This is a genomic window from Onishia taeanensis (assembly GCF_003268885.1).
GTDB lineage: Bacteria > Pseudomonadota > Gammaproteobacteria > Pseudomonadales > Halomonadaceae > Onishia > Onishia taeanensis_A.
The window spans coordinates 391,090-406,387 of the sequence record NZ_QLSX01000003.1; the positions used below are offsets into that span (position 1 = coordinate 391,090).

General features: G+C 63.5%; 16 protein-coding genes. 12 read left to right on the forward strand and 4 right to left on the reverse strand.

The window, feature by feature from the left end:
- The first annotated feature begins 203 nt into the window (after positions 1-203).
- The 12 genes from BCL93_RS06605 to lpxL all read left to right on the forward strand — a co-directional run bounded on the left by BCL93_RS06605 (position 204) and on the right by lpxL (position 11,177).
- A complete protein-coding gene (locus tag BCL93_RS06605) occupies positions 204-1,361 on the forward strand; it encodes a GNAT family N-acetyltransferase (RefSeq protein ID WP_112054304.1) in 1,158 nt (385 codons plus the stop codon).
- Positions 1,362-1,447: 86 nt separating this feature from the next.
- The gene (gene ftsB, locus BCL93_RS06610; RefSeq protein WP_112054305.1) at positions 1,448-1,744 is read left to right on the forward strand and encodes a cell division protein FtsB; all 297 of its coding nucleotides are present in this window, start codon (positions 1,448-1,450) and stop codon (positions 1,742-1,744) included.
- Entirely contained in the window at positions 1,741-2,463 is a 723-nt protein-coding gene (gene ispD, locus BCL93_RS06615) for a 2-C-methyl-D-erythritol 4-phosphate cytidylyltransferase (protein ID WP_112054307.1), read from the forward strand. Before ftsB ends, ispD begins: the two co-directional genes overlap by 4 nt.
- A gap of 2 nt (positions 2,464-2,465) precedes the next feature.
- On the forward strand, positions 2,466-2,966 hold the full coding sequence (gene ispF, locus BCL93_RS06620; RefSeq protein WP_112054402.1) for a 2-C-methyl-D-erythritol 2,4-cyclodiphosphate synthase: 501 nt from the start codon (positions 2,466-2,468) through the stop codon (positions 2,964-2,966).
- Positions 2,967-3,042: 76 nt separating this feature from the next.
- A complete protein-coding gene (gene truD, locus BCL93_RS06625) occupies positions 3,043-4,071 on the forward strand; it encodes a tRNA pseudouridine(13) synthase TruD (protein WP_258396031.1) in 1,029 nt (342 codons plus the stop codon).
- Positions 4,072-4,158: 87 nt separating this feature from the next.
- Positions 4,159-4,905 (forward strand): 5'/3'-nucleotidase SurE, encoded by a 747-nt coding sequence (surE, locus tag BCL93_RS06630; RefSeq protein WP_112054311.1) that lies wholly within the window; start codon positions 4,159-4,161, stop codon positions 4,903-4,905.
- Entirely contained in the window at positions 4,892-5,572 is a 681-nt protein-coding gene (locus BCL93_RS06635; protein ID WP_112054313.1) for a protein-L-isoaspartate(D-aspartate) O-methyltransferase, read from the forward strand. The genes surE and BCL93_RS06635 overlap by 14 nt, the downstream gene beginning before the upstream one ends.
- Positions 5,569-6,501 carry a DUF368 domain-containing protein gene (locus BCL93_RS06640; protein WP_258396032.1) on the forward strand — a complete coding sequence of 311 codons (933 nt, stop codon included), beginning with the start codon at positions 5,569-5,571 and terminating at the stop codon, positions 6,499-6,501. Before BCL93_RS06635 ends, BCL93_RS06640 begins: the two co-directional genes overlap by 4 nt.
- Before the next feature lie 17 nt (positions 6,502-6,518).
- On the forward strand, positions 6,519-7,703 hold the full coding sequence (locus tag BCL93_RS06645; protein WP_112054315.1) for a peptidoglycan DD-metalloendopeptidase family protein: 1,185 nt from the start codon (positions 6,519-6,521) through the stop codon (positions 7,701-7,703).
- A gap of 120 nt (positions 7,704-7,823) precedes the next feature.
- Positions 7,824-8,798, forward strand: a complete 975-nt coding sequence (rpoS, locus tag BCL93_RS06650) for an RNA polymerase sigma factor RpoS (protein ID WP_112054316.1) — start codon at positions 7,824-7,826, stop codon at positions 8,796-8,798.
- Positions 8,799-9,125: 327 nt separating this feature from the next.
- Positions 9,126-10,226: an alanine racemase gene (alr, locus tag BCL93_RS06655; RefSeq protein WP_112054319.1), complete on the forward strand. Its 1,101-nt coding sequence runs from the start codon at positions 9,126-9,128 to the stop codon at positions 10,224-10,226.
- A gap of 24 nt (positions 10,227-10,250) precedes the next feature.
- Positions 10,251-11,177 (forward strand): LpxL/LpxP family Kdo(2)-lipid IV(A) lauroyl/palmitoleoyl acyltransferase, encoded by a 927-nt coding sequence (gene lpxL / locus BCL93_RS06660; RefSeq protein ID WP_112054321.1) that lies wholly within the window; start codon positions 10,251-10,253, stop codon positions 11,175-11,177.
- Between the two features lie 81 nt (positions 11,178-11,258).
- On the opposite strand, the gene BCL93_RS06665 is transcribed toward lpxL, so the two are convergent.
- The 4 genes from BCL93_RS06665 to BCL93_RS06685 all read right to left on the reverse strand — a co-directional run.
- A complete protein-coding gene (locus BCL93_RS06665) occupies positions 11,259-12,611 on the reverse strand; it encodes a DUF2254 domain-containing protein (RefSeq protein ID WP_112054322.1) in 1,353 nt (450 codons plus the stop codon).
- A gap of 265 nt (positions 12,612-12,876) precedes the next feature.
- The gene (ettA, locus tag BCL93_RS06670; RefSeq protein WP_112054323.1) at positions 12,877-14,538 is read right to left on the reverse strand and encodes an energy-dependent translational throttle protein EttA; all 1,662 of its coding nucleotides are present in this window, start codon (positions 14,536-14,538) and stop codon (positions 12,877-12,879) included.
- 240 nt (positions 14,539-14,778) lie between these two features.
- Positions 14,779-14,967 (reverse strand): PA3496 family putative envelope integrity protein, encoded by a 189-nt coding sequence (locus BCL93_RS06680; protein ID WP_112054325.1) that lies wholly within the window; start codon positions 14,965-14,967, stop codon positions 14,779-14,781.
- Positions 14,968-14,975: 8 nt separating this feature from the next.
- The coding region (locus BCL93_RS06685) for an ISAs1 family transposase (RefSeq protein WP_112055198.1) at positions 14,976-15,298 on the reverse strand (323 nt) is incomplete at its 5' end.

The following is a 15,298-nucleotide window of genomic DNA, read 5'->3' on the forward strand; positions in this document are numbered from 1 at the left end:
GAAATATTTGAGTCGGGCACGTTGAGCGCGCTTGATTCTAGGTTTAATTTTAGTTCTAGCTATTAGATCTGGACGTCAGATCCAAGTGTTGGCGTTGGCCATCAGGTTCAGGTATCAGCGACGCAAGCTCGTCCACGCCTGAGTCATCCGCTCAATGGCCTTCCAGTCGTCCACTCGTCACTCTTTTGATCTCTGAGGTCGCGATGACCGCTCCTTCCCGGCCCGATCAGACGGGTCTGTCGATTTCCTGTGTCGATGCCGTTGCCGCTATCCCGCGTGATGAGTGGAATGCCCTGGTAGGGGATGATCATCCCTTCCTGCGTCACGAGTTTCTGCATGCCCTGGAAGCCAGCGGCGCGGTGGCGCCTGACACCGGCTGGGCGCCCAGGCACCTGACGCTATGGCGGGGCGGCGTGCTGGTCGGCGTGCTACCCAGCTATGACAAGACACACTCCTACGGGGAGTACGTCTTCGATTGGGGGTGGGCGGATGCCTGGGAGCGTGCCGGCGGGGAGTATTACCCCAAGGCGCTGTCGGCCATTCCCTTTACGCCGGCTCCGGGCCCTCGGCTGGCCCTGGCGCCCGGCGAGGATCGGTTGGCGGCCATGCAGCTGCTGGCGGGCAGTTGGGAAGGTCGCGACATTCTCACCTGGCACCTGCTGTTTGCCGAAGACGCCGAAGTCGATGACTGGTGCACCGCTCGTCCCGGGCTCATCGAGAGACGGGGCGTGCAATTCCAGTGGCAGGACGCGGGCTACGGGGACTTCGACGGTTTCCTGATGGCCATGACGTCGCGCCGGCGCAAGGAGATTCGCCGCGAGCGTCGCATCGTTGCCGATCAGGGGCTCAGCCTGCACCGCCTGGAAGGCGAGGCTATCGACGCGGATGCCCTCGAGCACTTCTATCGCTGCTACCAGATCACCTACCTGGAGCGTGGCCGACAGGGCTATCTGAATGTCGAGTTCTTCCAGCGCCTGCGGGAAAGCCTGCCCGAGGCTCTGGTGCTGATTCAGGCCCGGTTACAAGGCAAGCCGGTAGCGGCAGCACTCTGTCTGCAGGGGCGTCATACCCTCTACGGGCGCTACTGGGGGAGTGAGGTCATGGCTGACTGCCTGCACTTCGAAGCCTGCTACTACCAGGGCATCGAGCACTGCCTGGAGCGAGGGCTCAGTCGCTTCGATCCCGGCACCCAGGGTGAGCACAAACTTACCCGGGGGTTCTCGCCGCGCCGACTGCGCTCGCTGCATCACATCGCTGATCCTCGCCTGCATGATGCCGTGGCCCGCTTCTGCCACGAGGAAGGCGCCCAGGTCGAGGCCTACTGTCAGCAGGCCGAGGCGTCGCTGCCGTTCAAGCATTGATCACCGTAGACGGATGGCACCGCTCGCCGCTGGTCGAGAGATGATGGCATAATGCGTGCCATCGAAATCCCCTGACAGGACCCTTCATGCTCAAGTGGTTGGCCATCGTGCTGGTTGCCCTGATTATGCTGCTGCAGTACCGGCTGTGGTTCGGCGAGGGCGGGCTCAAGGAGTACTCTCAGATCCGCGCTCGAGCCGATGCCATGGAAAACGAGAACCAGCCGATGCGGGCGCGTAACGAGCGGCTTGCCGCCGAGGTGGTCGACCTCAAGAACGGTCTCGATGCCATCGAAGAGCGAGCGCGGAGCGACATCGGTATGGTGCGTCGCGACGAGCAGTTCTACTGGGTGCCGGATGTCAACGCCGACAAGGAGAGCCCATGAGCCGTCTGTGGCTGATCGTGCCGGCCGCCGGCCAGGGACGGCGCATGGGGGCCGACCGCCCCAAGCAGTACCTGGAGCTCGGCGGTCGTCCGGTATTGGCACACACCCTGTCACGCCTGTATCAGGCCTTTCCCGAGGCCGGCCTCTGCCTGTGCCTGGATGACGATGACCGCTGGTTCGATCCGGCCTGGGTGCCCTTTGCCGACTGGCGACGCAGCTCGGGCGGCGCGGAGCGGGCCGATACCGTGAGCCGGGCGCTTGCTATGCTCGGTGAGCAGGCCGGCGACGATGACCTGGTGCTGGTGCATGACGTGGCCAGGCCCTGTGTGTCCCTCGGGGATCTAGCGCGGTTGCGGGCTGCTATCGAGGAAGAACCGGCAGGAGCGCTGCTGGCGACGCCGGTGGCCGACACCATGAAGCGCGCCGATGCCGCCGGGCGGGTCGCCACCACCGAGCCACGCAGCGGCCTGTGGCATGCCCAGACGCCCCAGGGCTTTCGCGTCGGTCTCCTGCGCGAGGCCCTTGAGGCAGCACGCTTGCAGGGCGTGGCCGTCACCGACGAGGCTTCCGCCGTCGAGGCACTGGGCTTCGCGCCGTGCCTGGTGGTGGGGCGTCGCGATAATCTCAAGATCACTCATCCCGAAGACCTGGCGCTGGCGGCTCATGTGCTGGCCGCCCAGGCCGCGTCTTCGCAAGCTTTCGGGAATAGCACCACATGACGCTGCGGATCGGCCACGGTTTCGACGTTCATCGCTTCGGCGAGGGCGACCACCTGATGCTAGGCGGGGTGCGGGTTCCCTTCGAACGCGGCTTCGTCGCCCACTCCGACGGCGACGTGCTGCTGCATGCCGTTTGTGATGCCCTGCTCGGCGCCTGTGCCCTTGGCGATATCGGCCGCCACTTCCCCGACACCGACCAGGCCTGGGCGGGGGCCGACAGTCGTGCGCTGCTGCGCCACGTGATGCGTCTGGTGCAGGGCAAGGGCCTGCGGGTCGGTAATCTGGACGTCACGCTTATCGCCCAGGCGCCGAAGATGGCGCCTCACCTGATGGCCATGATCGAGCACCTGGCCGCTGATCTCGAGGTCGCGTCAGGCGCCGTCAACGTCAAGGCCACCACCACGGAAAAGCTTGGCTTTACCGGTCGCGGCGAGGGCATCGCCGCCGAGGCGGTGGTGCTGCTCGAGGCGCGTCCACCGTTGGGAGCCCGCCATGACGGCTGAAGCGACACCCTGGCCCCCGGCCTGGCCGAGGGCACTGGGCTTAACATCGGACATGGCACCGGACAGGGTGTCGGGCATGGGATCACACGAGGCGCTGCCGGCCGGGGATTACCGGGCCGTGCCCGAGGATTTCGTGGTCGAGGAGTGTCTGGGGTTCAGCCCGGAAGGCAGCGGTGAACATCTCTGGCTGTGGGTCGAAAAGCGTGCGCTGACGACTCACGAGCTGGCCCGGATGCTGGCCCAGGTGTGCGGCGTGCGGGAGCGCGATATCGGCTATGCGGGCATGAAGGATCGCCAGGCGGTGACACGCCAGTGGCTCTCGGTGCATCTTCCTGGCCGTGAAGCCCCCGAGGATATCCAGGCGGCGCTGGATGCACGGCTTGCAAGCGATGATGCCCGCTCGGTGCGCCTGCTCGATCAGGCCCGCCACCCGCGCAAGCTCAAGCGGGGCGTGCATCGGGGCAACCGCTTCCTGCTTCGCCTGAGCGGTGATGTCGTCGACGATCCCGGGCTCGAGTCGCGCTGGCAGAGGCTGATCGAAGGCGGGGTGCCCAACTATTTCGGCCCGCAGCGTTTCGGTCCCGAGGGGCGCAATCTGGCCAGGGCGCGAGCGCTGCTGGCGCGGGGCTGGCGCAAGCGGGACGATCGCCAGGGCATGTTGCTGTCGGCGGCGCGCAGTTACCTGTTCAACCAACTCCTGGCCGCGCGCATCGTGGATAATAGCTGGGCCACTCCGCTGCCGGGCGAGCTTGTCATGCTCGAGGGCACCGCCAGCCAGTTTCTGGTCGATGACGTCGACGACGAGCTGCGGGAACGTGCGGCGCGTCTGGATGTCCATCCCAGCGGCGTGCTGTGGGGTAGTGGCCGCCTGGCCAGTCAGGACCAGGCGGCAGAACGGGAGCGTGCAATGATCGCCTCCGAGCCCGAGCTTGCTGCCGGGCTCGAGGCGGCCGAGGTGCGCATGGGGCGCCGCCCGCTGCGTCTGCGTCTCGACGCGCCGCGCCTGACCCGGGATGGTCATGAGCTTCGGCTGGCCTTCGGCCTGCCGCGGGGCGCCTTCGCCACCGCGGTGCTGCGTGAGTTGATGACACACCCGACCCTATAGGGCGGGCCATAGAACAGGGGCAGCCGTTGGGCGGCTGTCCTTCCGCCGGCGATTGCCGGCCGGATGTTGGGAAGGCAAGGAGATCGGATGCACCGTTTGTTGCTGTCCAATGATGATGGCGTCCATGCCCCGGGGCTTCGGGCGCTGTATGACGCCCTGAGTGATCATGCCCACCTGCGGGTGGTGGCGCCTGACCGTGACAAGAGCGGGGCCAGCAATTCGCTGACCCTGAATCGGCCGCTGATGCTGTCGGGGCTGGATAACGGTTTCTACAGCGTTGATGGCACGCCAGCCGACTGCGTCTACCTCGGCGTCAATGGGGTCTGGGAAGAGCGTCCGGACCTGGTCATATCGGGCATCAACCATGGCGCCAACCTGGGTGATGACGTTCTCTACTCCGGCACCGTAGCCGCAGCCATGGAGGGGCGCAACCTGGGCATGTCGGCGATCGCCATGTCGCTGGTCGGTCAGCGCTATTTCGAAACCGCCGGGCGCGTGGCGGCAAGCCTGGTCGGTGCTGCGTCCTCCCTGTCACTGCCGCCCCGCAGCCTGCTCAACGTCAATGTGCCGGACCTGCCCTGGGACCAGATCCGTGGCTTCAAGGTCACAAGGATGGGTTATCGTGGCCCCGCCGCCAAGCCGATGAAAGTGCTCGACCCGCGTGGCCGCGAGCGTTATTGGATCGCCGCCGTTGGTGAGAACGCCGATGATGGCCCGGATACCGACTTCGCCGCCGTGGAGGCGGGGTTCGTGTCGATCACGCCATTGCAAACCGACCTGACGCGCCATGCCGCGTTGGGAGACGTACAGGGGTGGCTGGATGCCTTTGCGTGAGTTGAAAGATCCGGCGTTGATCGGTGTCGGCATGACCTCTCAGCGCACCCGGGATCGTCTGGTAGGGCGCCTGGAAGAGGCCGGCATCGCCGATGAGCGGGTGCTGGATACCCTGCGCCGGGAGCCTCGTCACCTGTTTCTCGACGAGGCTCTGTCGCATCGGGCCTACGAGGACAGCTCTCTGCCGATCGGGCATGGCCAGACCCTGTCTCAGCCGTGGATAGTGGCGCGGATGAGCGAGCTGGTGGTGGCCGAGGCGCCGCAGCGGGTGCTTGAGGTCGGAACCGGCTCTGGCTATCAGACCCTGATACTCTCGCGGCTGGTGCCGCGGGTGTTTTCTGTCGAGCGTATCGCCGCGCTCAAGGAACGGGCCGCCGAGCGGCTTCGTCGCCTGTTGGTGCATAACGTCACGCTGCGCCTGGCCGACGGCGGGCACGGCTGGCGCGAGGCCGCGCCCTTCGACGTGATTCTGCTAACAGCCTGCGCCAGCGAACTGCCGCCGGCGCTGCTCGATCAGCTGGCACAGGGCGGTGTCCTGATCACGCCGCTTGAGGATGATGCCGGCCATCAATGGCTGACGCGGGTGCGCCGACAGGGTCAGCATTTTGAATACCAGCGGCTGGAGCCCGTGCGCTTCGTGCCGCTATTACAGGGAGTCATACGTTGAAGCGGTCCTATTCAGTTTTCCTCAAGGGTGCCGGCATGGGGGCCGCCGATGCGGTGCCCGGCGTCTCCGGCGGTACCATTGCCTTTATCACCGGCATCTACGAGGAATTGATCTATTCCATCAAGAACTTCGGGCCCAGTGCCTGGGGTGCCTGGCGGCGTGGTGGCCTCAAGGGAGTGGCGGTTCATCTCAATCTCGGTTTCGTGATTCCTCTGGTACTGGGGATCGGCGTCAGCCTGGTAAGCGTTGCTCACCTGGTTACCTACCTGCTCGAAAACCAGCGGTTGCTGCTCGACGCCTTCTTCTTCGGCCTGGTCGCTGCCTCGGCCTGGGTCGTGAGCCGTCGGCTGACCGACTGGCGAATCTGGCATGTGCTGCCGTTGGCTGCCGGCCTCTTGCTGGCGGACGGTCTGCCAGCGCTGATGCCGCTGGTCAGCGGGTTGGGCAGCGAGGGTCTGATGCTTGGCGTGGCGGGTGCGATCGCCATCAGTGCCATGCTCCTGCCGGGCATTTCGGGCAGCTTCCTGCTGCTGACCATGGGGCTCTATAGCAGCGTGATGGAGGGCCTCAAGGCCTTCGACGTGGTGCTGATGGCGCAGTTTGGGTTGGGGTGCCTGGTGGGGCTGGTGACCTTTTCGCGGCTGCTATCCTGGTTGCTTTCGCGTTTTCATACCGCGACCCTGCAGCTGCTGATCGGCTTCATTCTCGGGTCCTTGCCGTTGTTGTGGCCCTGGCGGGAATTGGTCAGCTACCGTCTGGGGCCCGATGAGCAGATCATCCCGATGGAATACCGGTATCTGCTACCTAATGACTATGCCCAGCTGACGGGTGATCCGTCGGCTCTGTTCCCGGCCGTGGCTCTGATGCTGGCCGGCCTGATTCTGGTGCTGGCGGTGGGGCGTTTTGCTTCGCCGACCGACAGCCACTGACAAGGAGGAAGTTTGTGATGCGCAAGGCTCTGTTGGCCTCTGCCGTGACGTTGTCCCTGGCCGCCTGTGCGGCCCAGCCCCCGGAAGGGGCGAATGGCATACAGGTACAGGATCTCTCGTTGACCCGTAAGCAGGCGACTACCGGCACCTATACCGTCGAACCCGGCGATACGCTCTACGGCATCGCCTGGCGTTATGAGATGGATTTCCGCGATCTGGCCCAGCTCAACGGCATTACTCCGCCCTATCGCATTAAGCCAGGCCAGCAGTTGAGCCTGTCAGGCGGCCAGGGCGGGAGTTTGCAGGGAACCGCCATTGCTCAGGCCGAAACGGCTGGTGGGGCCCAGGCCAGCGCGGCCCGCAGCGGTGGCGGTGAAAGCCCGGACTGGCTGGAGCCGGATACCTCGGCCATCGAGCGTAATCGCCGGCTTACCTCCGCGCCGTTACCCGACTCTTCCGGTGAGCAGGCCGGTCAACAGACCCAGGCGTCAGCGGCCGACACTGGCCAAGCAGCCAATCAGGGAGCTGACCAAGGCGGCACAGCGGTTGCTGGTGGCGAGCAAGCGCCGGGCCCGGTCTACAACTACGAAAGCCCAGGCGCCGATGGCGAACTGAGTGCGGCCGACCGCGCTGAGCGGGAAGCCCGTGAGAAGGCTCACGCCGCCGAGCAGCAACAACAGGAAGCGGGCACGACGGAGGCCAAATCTGAAACGGCTTCAGCCCCGTCGTCCGAGCAAAGCAAGACGCCATCTCAGCAGGCTGACGCTGGCGCTGCAGTCGCCGGGGAAAGTGAACCGGCTTCCGAGCGACGCACTTATCAGCCTGTCGATGAGGTGCCTTGGCAGTGGCCTGCTGACGGCGAGGTGATTAACGGCTTCGGTGAAGGATCGAGCATTACCGCAGGCATTGATATCGGAGGTCAAAAGGGGCAGTCTGTCAAGGCGGCCGGCCCAGGAATCGTGGTCTATGCAGGGGATGGCGTACGGGGATACGGCAACCTGATCCTGCTCAAGCACAATAATCAGTTCCTGAGTGCCTATGCCCACAATGACAGTCTACAGGTGAAGGAAAACGACGTGGTCGAAGCCGGTGAAGTGATCGCCACCATGGGAGACACCGACGCCGATGCCGTCAAACTGCACTTCGAGGTGCGCAAGGATGGGCAGCCCAAGGATCCCCTGGATTTTCTCCCTGGGCGTTGACCCGCAGCGCTTGACGTAGGCGGGAGCCTACGACAGAAGCCTAATGGCCAGGCCTTCGCTATCGCAGTATAAGCGCTGGGGGCGACCTGGCCATGGCTAAGCAGATAGTGGGGTAGCGAGATGAGCATGCTTGAACGGGATATTCAGGATGTCGAGATAGAGGATGTCGAAACGACAGGTGGCGATGAGGTCGAAGAGGCACAAGAGAAAGATGAAAGGGCGTTCGAGAAGGCCCTGAACCGGGAAGAGAACACCTATCATCACAGTCTCGATGCCACCCAGATCTATCTCAACGAAATCGGTTTCTCGCCGCTGCTGAGTCCCGAGGAAGAAGTGCACTTTGGTCGCCTCGCCCAGGCCGGCGCCCCTGCCGGGCGCTCGCGGATGATCGAGTCCAATCTCCGCCTGGTGGTCAAGATCGCCAGGCGCTACCTGAACAGGGGGCTGTCGCTGCTTGACCTGATCGAGGAGGGCAACCTTGGTCTCATTCGCGCCGTGGAGAAATTCGACCCCGAGCGTGGATTTCGCTTCTCTACCTATGCAACCTGGTGGATTCGTCAGACCATCGAGCGTGCGCTGATGAATCAGACGCGTACCATTCGACTGCCCATTCACGTGGTCAAGGAACTCAACATCTATCTGCGTGCGGCCCGTGAGCTGACCCAGAAACTCGACCACGAGGCCACCGCCGAGGAAATTGCTGACTTCCTCGATAAGCCGGTGGCGACGGTCAAGAAGATGATGGGGCTCAATGAACGGGTATCATCGGTGGATTACCCGATGGGTGGCGAGAGCGACAAGCCGCTGATCGAGACGTTGGCCGATGACAATGACCATGGCCCCGAGTCCTCGCTGGTCGACGGCGATGTAAAACAGCACGTTGACGATTGGCTGGCCGAACTCACCGAGAAACAGATGGAAGTGGTGGTCAGGCGTTTTGGCCTGCGCGGCCATGAGGCGGCCACGCTCGAGGAGGTCGGTGAAGAAATTGGCCTGACCCGTGAGCGAGTTCGCCAGATTCAAGTAGAGGCACTAAAGAAGCTGCGGCGCGTCCTCGAGAAGCAGGGCCTATCGCTGGACGCCATTTTCGAGTGATCTACCCCATATACGCCGCGATGACTGCATCGCGGCGTTTTTGCGACTGCTGTGCGCCGGCATAATCGCCGTTGCTGCTGGCATTGCCCCTCTGTGCGTTCTCAAACCTCTCTCCCTGCCGATCATCGCGTGCGGGTCGAGGGTGCTATGGAGGGTGGAAGACCCGAGCGTGCGATTGGTAGTCGAATAATCTTAAATAAATATTCTTGATAGTCTTTTAGAATGTATTTTTAACTAAAATCGGTTAAAAGTTTCGTGAAAAAGCGCGCCAGATGACAAATAATCTTAGGCTCTTTTTTGTCCTCTCCAATCTGGCCGGAGACCTCCATGGCTCGTCCCCTGATCGCCGACATCGACCTCAATGCCTTGCGCCACAACTATTGCCTGGCAAGGGACCTGGCGCCGCATAGCCAGTCGGTGGCGGTGCTCAAGGCCGATGCCTACGGGCACGGCGCCGTGGCCTGTGCGCGGGCGCTCGAGGATCTGGCGCCAGCCTTTGCGGTGGCCTGCCTCGAAGAGGCGGAAACGCTGCGCGCGGCGGGCATCGAGGCGCCGGTCGTGCTGCTCGAGGGCATCTTCGAGGCCGCGGAGCTTGAGCGAGTGGAGGCCCTCGGCCTGTGGGTGGCGGTGCATAGCGAGTGGCAGGTCGAGGCGCTGCTGTCTTTCACGCCTCGTCGCCCCATTCCCGCCTGGTTAAAGGTCGATTCCGGCATGCACCGCCTGGGCTTTCCCCCGGCTCAGGCCGCCGATATCTGGGCGCGTCTACAGGCAGCGCCCGATCACGTCGCCGATCTCCACCTGATGAGCCATTTCGCGACCGCCGACGCCCTCGAGCCGGGCTACTTCCGCCGCCAGCTCGGGCTGCTCAATGAGCTTGCCCAATCCCTTGACGCCCCAACGTGTCTGGCCAATTCGCCGGCCACCCTGGCCTGGCCCGAGGCCCATGGTGCCTGGAACCGCCCCGGGGTGATGCTCTATGGAAGCGACCCCCTGGAGGGCGCCAATGACGCCAGCCGGTCATTGGTGCCGGTGATGACGCTGCGCTCCGAGATCATCGCCGTGCGCGAGATCGCCGCCGGCGAGCCGGTGGGCTATGGCGGTCGTTTCAAGGCGCCGCGCCCTAGTCGCGTCGGCGTGGTGGCCTGTGGCTATGGGGATGGCTATGACCGCCATGCGGTGGATGGCACGCCGCTACTGGTGGACGGCCAGCGTGCGGGGCTGGCCGGCAAGGTGTCGATGGACATGCTGATCGTGGATATTACCGAGCTGCCGGCTGCCGATATCGGCAGCGAAGTGGTGCTATGGGGGCAAGCGGCCAACGGCGAGGTGCTGTCGGTCGATGAGGTCGCCCGCTACTGCGACACCATCAGCTATACCCTGCTTACCGGGGTGCTGCCGCGGGTGCCAAGGCGGTATCATGGTGGCTGATCCGACCCTGAACTAGAGAAATGCATGTCACAGGACGACACCAAGACTGACACCCAGACTTCCTTCGCCCATCCTCGGTACTGGCCGACCTGGCTATCGATTGGGCTGATGCGCCTTATTGCATGGCTGCCCTGGCGCCTCAAGCTCGGCATCGGTCGCCTGATAGGTCTCTTGGCCTGGCGTTTTGCCAAGCGCCGCCGGCACATCACCGAGACCAACATCCGGCTGTGCTTTCCCGAGCGGGATGAAAAGGCCCGGGCCCGGCTGGTGCGCGAGGCCTTCATCGCCAATGGCATGGGGTTGGTTGAGACCGCCACCGGCTGGTGCAGGGACCCGGAACATCTGCGCCACCGGGTCACCTTCAAGGGTCAGGAGCACATGGTGCGTGCACAGGCACAGGGCAAGGGGGTGCTGATCATCGGCGTTCACTTCTCGACCCTCGACCTGGGAGGGGCCCTGCACTCGCTGTTCTTCCCCGCAGACGTGGTCTATCGCCCTCATGATAATCCGCTCTTCGAGCGCTTCATGACCAAGGCTCGCAACCGGATCTTCGGCCGAGCCATCGATCGACACGACCTGCGTGGCGTGGTGCGCCGGATCAAGGCCGGGAACAACGTCTGGTATTCTCCGGATCAGGATTTTGGGCGTGACGTCAGTGTCTTCGCGCCGTTCTTCGGTATCAATGCCGCGACCATCAAGCTGACCGCCAAGATCGCGCGCATGACCGGCGCGCCGGTCATGCCGCTGATTTTCCACCGCAACCCCGACAACCGCACTTACACCCTCGAATACCTGCCGGCATTGGAGCACTTCCCGAGCGGCGACGAGGTGGCCGATGCGGCTCAGGTCAATGCGGTCATCGAGGCGGCGATCCGTCGCCATCCCGAGCAGTATCTGTGGCTGCATCGCCGCTTCAAGACCCGCCCTCAGGGCGAGCCGGGCTTCTACTGAGTGCTTTGCGGCTCGCCTAGTGGCGGAAGTGATTCAGAGCCTGACTTATGCAGATCGACGGATGCCCACCCAGAAAGCGCCTCAAGGCGCCGTTACCGGTCTCGCCCCCGGCGTCGGCAGCTCGGCGGGAAGCGTCAGGCGGTGCTCGCCGCTGGCCAGCCGCTCGCCGATGAACTGCCGATCCAGGGCGTGGGTGTCGCGCTCGGCGAGGGTGGCAATCACCCGCTCGGCATGACGTTGGATGGTGGTGAGCTCGGCTTCTTCGGCGAACAGCGAAAGCGTCTTCAGCGACTTGAGCAGGGCAAGGCCGATGCTTACATCATCCTTGCCGTAGTGCAGGATCGGATTGACCAGCCGGTACAGCAGGCTGTCGAAGCGTTCGGTCTTCCAGATCACCCGCCGCTTTCCCTGCCGATCGGTGAAGGTGTTACAGGGATGAAACTCCAGGCGCCGGCACAGCAGTTCGGTCAGCTGGTGCAGGCAGAGTCGAGCCGTGCCCGGGTCATTGATGCCCGGCGACAGCGCTTTGACGGCGACCTCCATTAGCTGCGTCATCCCGTTGACGTAGAGATCCTCCGCGACTTCCCCCTCCACATAGACCAGCAGCCCCAGCGCCGATGTTTCGAAGCGCTCTCCGGGGGCTTCGGCGGCCTCGATCGTGAACAAGGGAAAGCCTTCCACCGTGAAGTCGCCGAAGCTGAAATTCATATGCACCACGACATCGGCCTCAATGGCCAGGCGGCCCAGCGCCTCGATGTCGGCATTCTGGATATAGCCGCTGCGGCGTGCCTTGATCTGCGGCCAGTGAGCCTGTACTGGCTGTGACGTCGGCCGGTGACACCATCCCGGGCGTTGCTGTCGGGTCTCTAGCTTGGCAAGCGACTTGCGGGTGGCCTGGTGCAGGCCGCGATTCACGGCATTGATCTGCACTGATTGGGAGGCGTTGTGAATGAAGTAGACAAACAGCGCCAGACAGTGGGTGACCATGGCCACGCCCAGGTAGGTGCTCAGCGAACGCCAGGTGCTGGGTACCTCACCGCTCACCGGGACCATCAGCAGCATCAGGATGAACAGGATGGTACCCAGGTAGTGGCCCAGGACTCGCTGATGATGACGCTCTGTGATCAGCCCGAAGACCAGTTTATGGGAAAAGTTGCCGCCGGCCTGGGTCAGCACCGACATCACCATGGAAAAACTGAACACGGCCAGTGAGATCATGGCGGCGATCAGCGTCGACAGCAGGGTTCGCGGCGTTTCTATATCTGTGAACCGAATGCCTGCCAGAAAGCCCGGCAGCGGCAGGCGCTCGCCCAGCGGGAGAACGGCCAAGAGCCCTAGCACCAGGTAGAGCATGGCCAGCAGGCTAGGCAGGAAGGCAATGCTCTGTCGAAAGCTCAGAACGCGATTTATCAGCCAGCGTATGGGGTTCGTCATGAGCACATCCTTGTGAAGATCATGCCTGCTTTATCCCCCGTGTGGGCCTGCCATGCAAGGTCGGTGAGGCGTTCGAAGGCGCCAAGAGGCAACGCGACCCGTGGCATCAAGCATGGGAGCGACGCGTCAGGTGGTCGGTAGGGGGCTAGATCGAAAGGGCGTTAGGTCGAGGGGGCGTTAAGGATGACGGCGGAGCCGTCACCTCAGCATGAAAACGGGCGGTGTCGCCACCGCCCGTCGGATCATCGCGCAAATGCCTTTTGCTTCAGGCGTCGATGCGCTTGTACTTCATGCGATGCGGGGTGTCGTTGCCGACCCGCTTCTTGTGGTCGGCCTCGTACTCGGTGTAGTTGCCTTCGAAGAACACCACATTGGAATCGCCCTCGTAGGCGAGAATGTGGGTGGCAATACGGTCGAGGAACCAGCGGTCGTGAGAGATCACCATGGCGCAGCCGGGGAAGGCCAGCAGGGCATCTTCCAGGGCACGCAGCGTCTCGATGTCCAGATCGTTCGAGGGCTCATCGAGCAGCAGCACGTTGGCGCCCTGCTTGAGGGTCTGCGCCAGCTGCAGGCGACCACGTTCGCCGCCGGAAAGCTCCGACAGACGCTTCTGCTGGTCGTTGCCCTTGAAGTTGAAACGACCCACGTAGGCCCGCGAGGACACCTCGTAGCCATTGATGTTGAGCATGTCCTGGCCGTCGGATACCGCTTCCCATACCGTCTGCTTGTCGTCTAGGGCATCGCGCAGCTGTTCGACGTAGGCGATGTCGACGGTATCGCCGAGCACGACCTCACCGGCGTCGGGCTGTTCCTTGCCGGTGATCAGCTTGAACAGCGTCGACTTGCCCGCGCCGTTGCCGCCGACGATGCCGACGATGGCGCCCTTGGGCACGCTGAAGGACAGGTCCTCGTAGAGCAGCCGGCCGTCGAAGGCCTTGGCCACATCGTGGAACTCGATGACCTTGTCACCCAGCCGCGGGCCAGGCGGAATGTAGATTTCGTTGGTCTCGTTGCGCTTCTGGAAGTCGCCGGACTGCATTTCTTCGAAGCGGTTGAGGCGTGCCTTGCTCTTGGCCTGGCGGCCCTTGGCATTGCTGCGCACCCACTCGAGTTCCTGCTTGATGGCCTTATTCTTCGAGGCTTCCTGCTTGGACTCCTGCTCGAGGCGCTTCTCCTTGGCTTCCAGCCAGCCGGAGTAGTTGCCTTCGAAGGGAATGCCCTGGCCGCGGTCGAGCTCGAGGATCCAGCCGGCCACGTTATCGAGGAAGTAGCGGTCGTGGGTGATCGCCACCACGGTGCCACTGTAGTCGTGCAGGAAGCGTTCGAGCCAGGCCACGGATTCGGCGTCCAGGTGGTTGGTAGGCTCGTCGAGCAGCAGCATGTCGGGGCTCGACAGCAGCAGACGGCACAGCGCCACGCGGCGGCGCTCGCCACCGGACAGGTGACCGACCCGTGCGTCCCACGCCGGCAGGCGCAGCGCTTCGGCGGCCACTTCCAGCTTGCGCTCAAGGTTGTGGGCGTCGGCGGCCTCGATGATGTTCTCCAGGCGCGCCTGCTCGCTGGCCAGGGCGTCGAAGTCGGCGTCGGGCTCGGCATAGGCGGTATAGACGGCCTCGAGCTGCTCCTGGGCTTCCTTGATGCCGGACAGCGCTTCCTCGACGGTTTCACGCACGCTTTTGTCGTCGTCGAGTTCCGGTTCCTGGGGCAGGTAGCCGACGTTGATGCCCGGCATGGGGCGCGCTTCGCCTTCGAACTCGGTGTCGATCCCGGCCATGATGCGCAGCAGCGTTGACTTGCCGGCGCCGTTCAGGCCGAGCACGCCAATCTTGGCGCCCGGGAAGAAGGAAAGCGAAATATCCTTGAGGATCTGACGCTTGGGAGGGACGACCTTGCCCACCCGGTTCATGGTATAGACGTATTGCGCCATGGATATCCATTGGGTTGAGGGTTTCGGCACGATGATAGTGGCCGCACCCGCGAAAGGCCAGCGCTGGGCGGTGATTGAGCCGAGGAGATGAGCGATTGCGGAAGGTGGCGGGAGGTGAATGGCCACCAGAGAAGTTCAGGATGGCGCGGGCGGCAGTGCCCGCGTCCTGATGCACGTTCTGGAGTTGGCTGTCCAGCAGGTGGCTGTCCTGCAGATGGATATTGGAATTAGCCGGGTGGTTTACTCTTCTTCTTCTTCCTCTTCTTCCTCGCCGTCGAGTCCCCAGTCATCGTCGATGACCTGCTTGAGTCGGCGTTCTTCCAGCAGACTCTCGAGACGGCGCCGTGCCTGCAGGTTTTCAGCGCGTGAGGAGCGAGTGGGGTTGTACTGACTGTCGTTCACGGCGTCCATGAACCAGGGAAAACGCATGAAAAAAATCAGACCGCGAGAATGTCAGCAAGGTATGTCTCATCCAGCGCGGCTTTCTTCTGCTTTCGCCGAATTCCGCCCTTGAAACGCTTCTCCCCTTTCAAGTAATTCAGGGCGATATGGCGGACCCTGGCGAGGTTTTCTGCTGCCTGCCCGCGATGGATTTTGCAGGCATCCTCGCGGAGCGCCACATCCAAGGACCAGTGGAGCTTATTCTCGACAAACCAATGCTGGCGGGCCGCTTCTGCGAGCTTCATGGCGCTCAGCTCGGCCGAACTGATGTAGTAACGAATCATCGGCGATTCTGGTGCTTCGTCACCTTCCTGTCGGA

What these genes read in the sequence shown, in the direction of transcription:
- ftsB (WP_112054305.1), top strand. Translation starts at nt 1,448, where the DNA reads ATGCTCAAGTGGTTGGCCATCGTGCTGGTTGCCCTGATTATGCTGCTG.
- alr (WP_112054319.1), top strand. Translation starts at nt 9,126, where the DNA reads ATGGCTCGTCCCCTGATCGCCGACATCGACCTCAATGCCTTGCGCCAC.
- ispD (WP_112054307.1), top strand. Translation starts at nt 1,741, where the DNA reads ATGAGCCGTCTGTGGCTGATCGTGCCGGCCGCCGGCCAGGGACGGCGC.
- BCL93_RS06665 (WP_112054322.1), bottom strand. Translation starts at nt 12,611, where the DNA reads ATGACGAACCCCATACGCTGGCTGATAAATCGCGTTCTGAGCTTTCGA.
- BCL93_RS06645 (WP_112054315.1), top strand. Translation starts at nt 6,519, where the DNA reads ATGCGCAAGGCTCTGTTGGCCTCTGCCGTGACGTTGTCCCTGGCCGCC.
- ettA (WP_112054323.1), bottom strand. Translation starts at nt 14,538, where the DNA reads ATGGCGCAATACGTCTATACCATGAACCGGGTGGGCAAGGTCGTCCCT.
- truD (WP_258396031.1), top strand. Translation starts at nt 3,043, where the DNA reads ATGGGATCACACGAGGCGCTGCCGGCCGGGGATTACCGGGCCGTGCCC.
- lpxL (WP_112054321.1), top strand. Translation starts at nt 10,251, where the DNA reads ATGTCACAGGACGACACCAAGACTGACACCCAGACTTCCTTCGCCCAT.
- BCL93_RS06680 (WP_112054325.1), bottom strand. Translation starts at nt 14,967, where the DNA reads ATGCGTTTTCCCTGGTTCATGGACGCCGTGAACGACAGTCAGTACAAC.
- BCL93_RS06635 (WP_112054313.1), top strand. Translation starts at nt 4,892, where the DNA reads ATGCCTTTGCGTGAGTTGAAAGATCCGGCGTTGATCGGTGTCGGCATG.
- BCL93_RS06605 (WP_112054304.1), top strand. Translation starts at nt 204, where the DNA reads ATGACCGCTCCTTCCCGGCCCGATCAGACGGGTCTGTCGATTTCCTGT.
- surE (WP_112054311.1), top strand. Translation starts at nt 4,159, where the DNA reads ATGCACCGTTTGTTGCTGTCCAATGATGATGGCGTCCATGCCCCGGGG.
- rpoS (WP_112054316.1), top strand. Translation starts at nt 7,824, where the DNA reads ATGAGCATGCTTGAACGGGATATTCAGGATGTCGAGATAGAGGATGTC.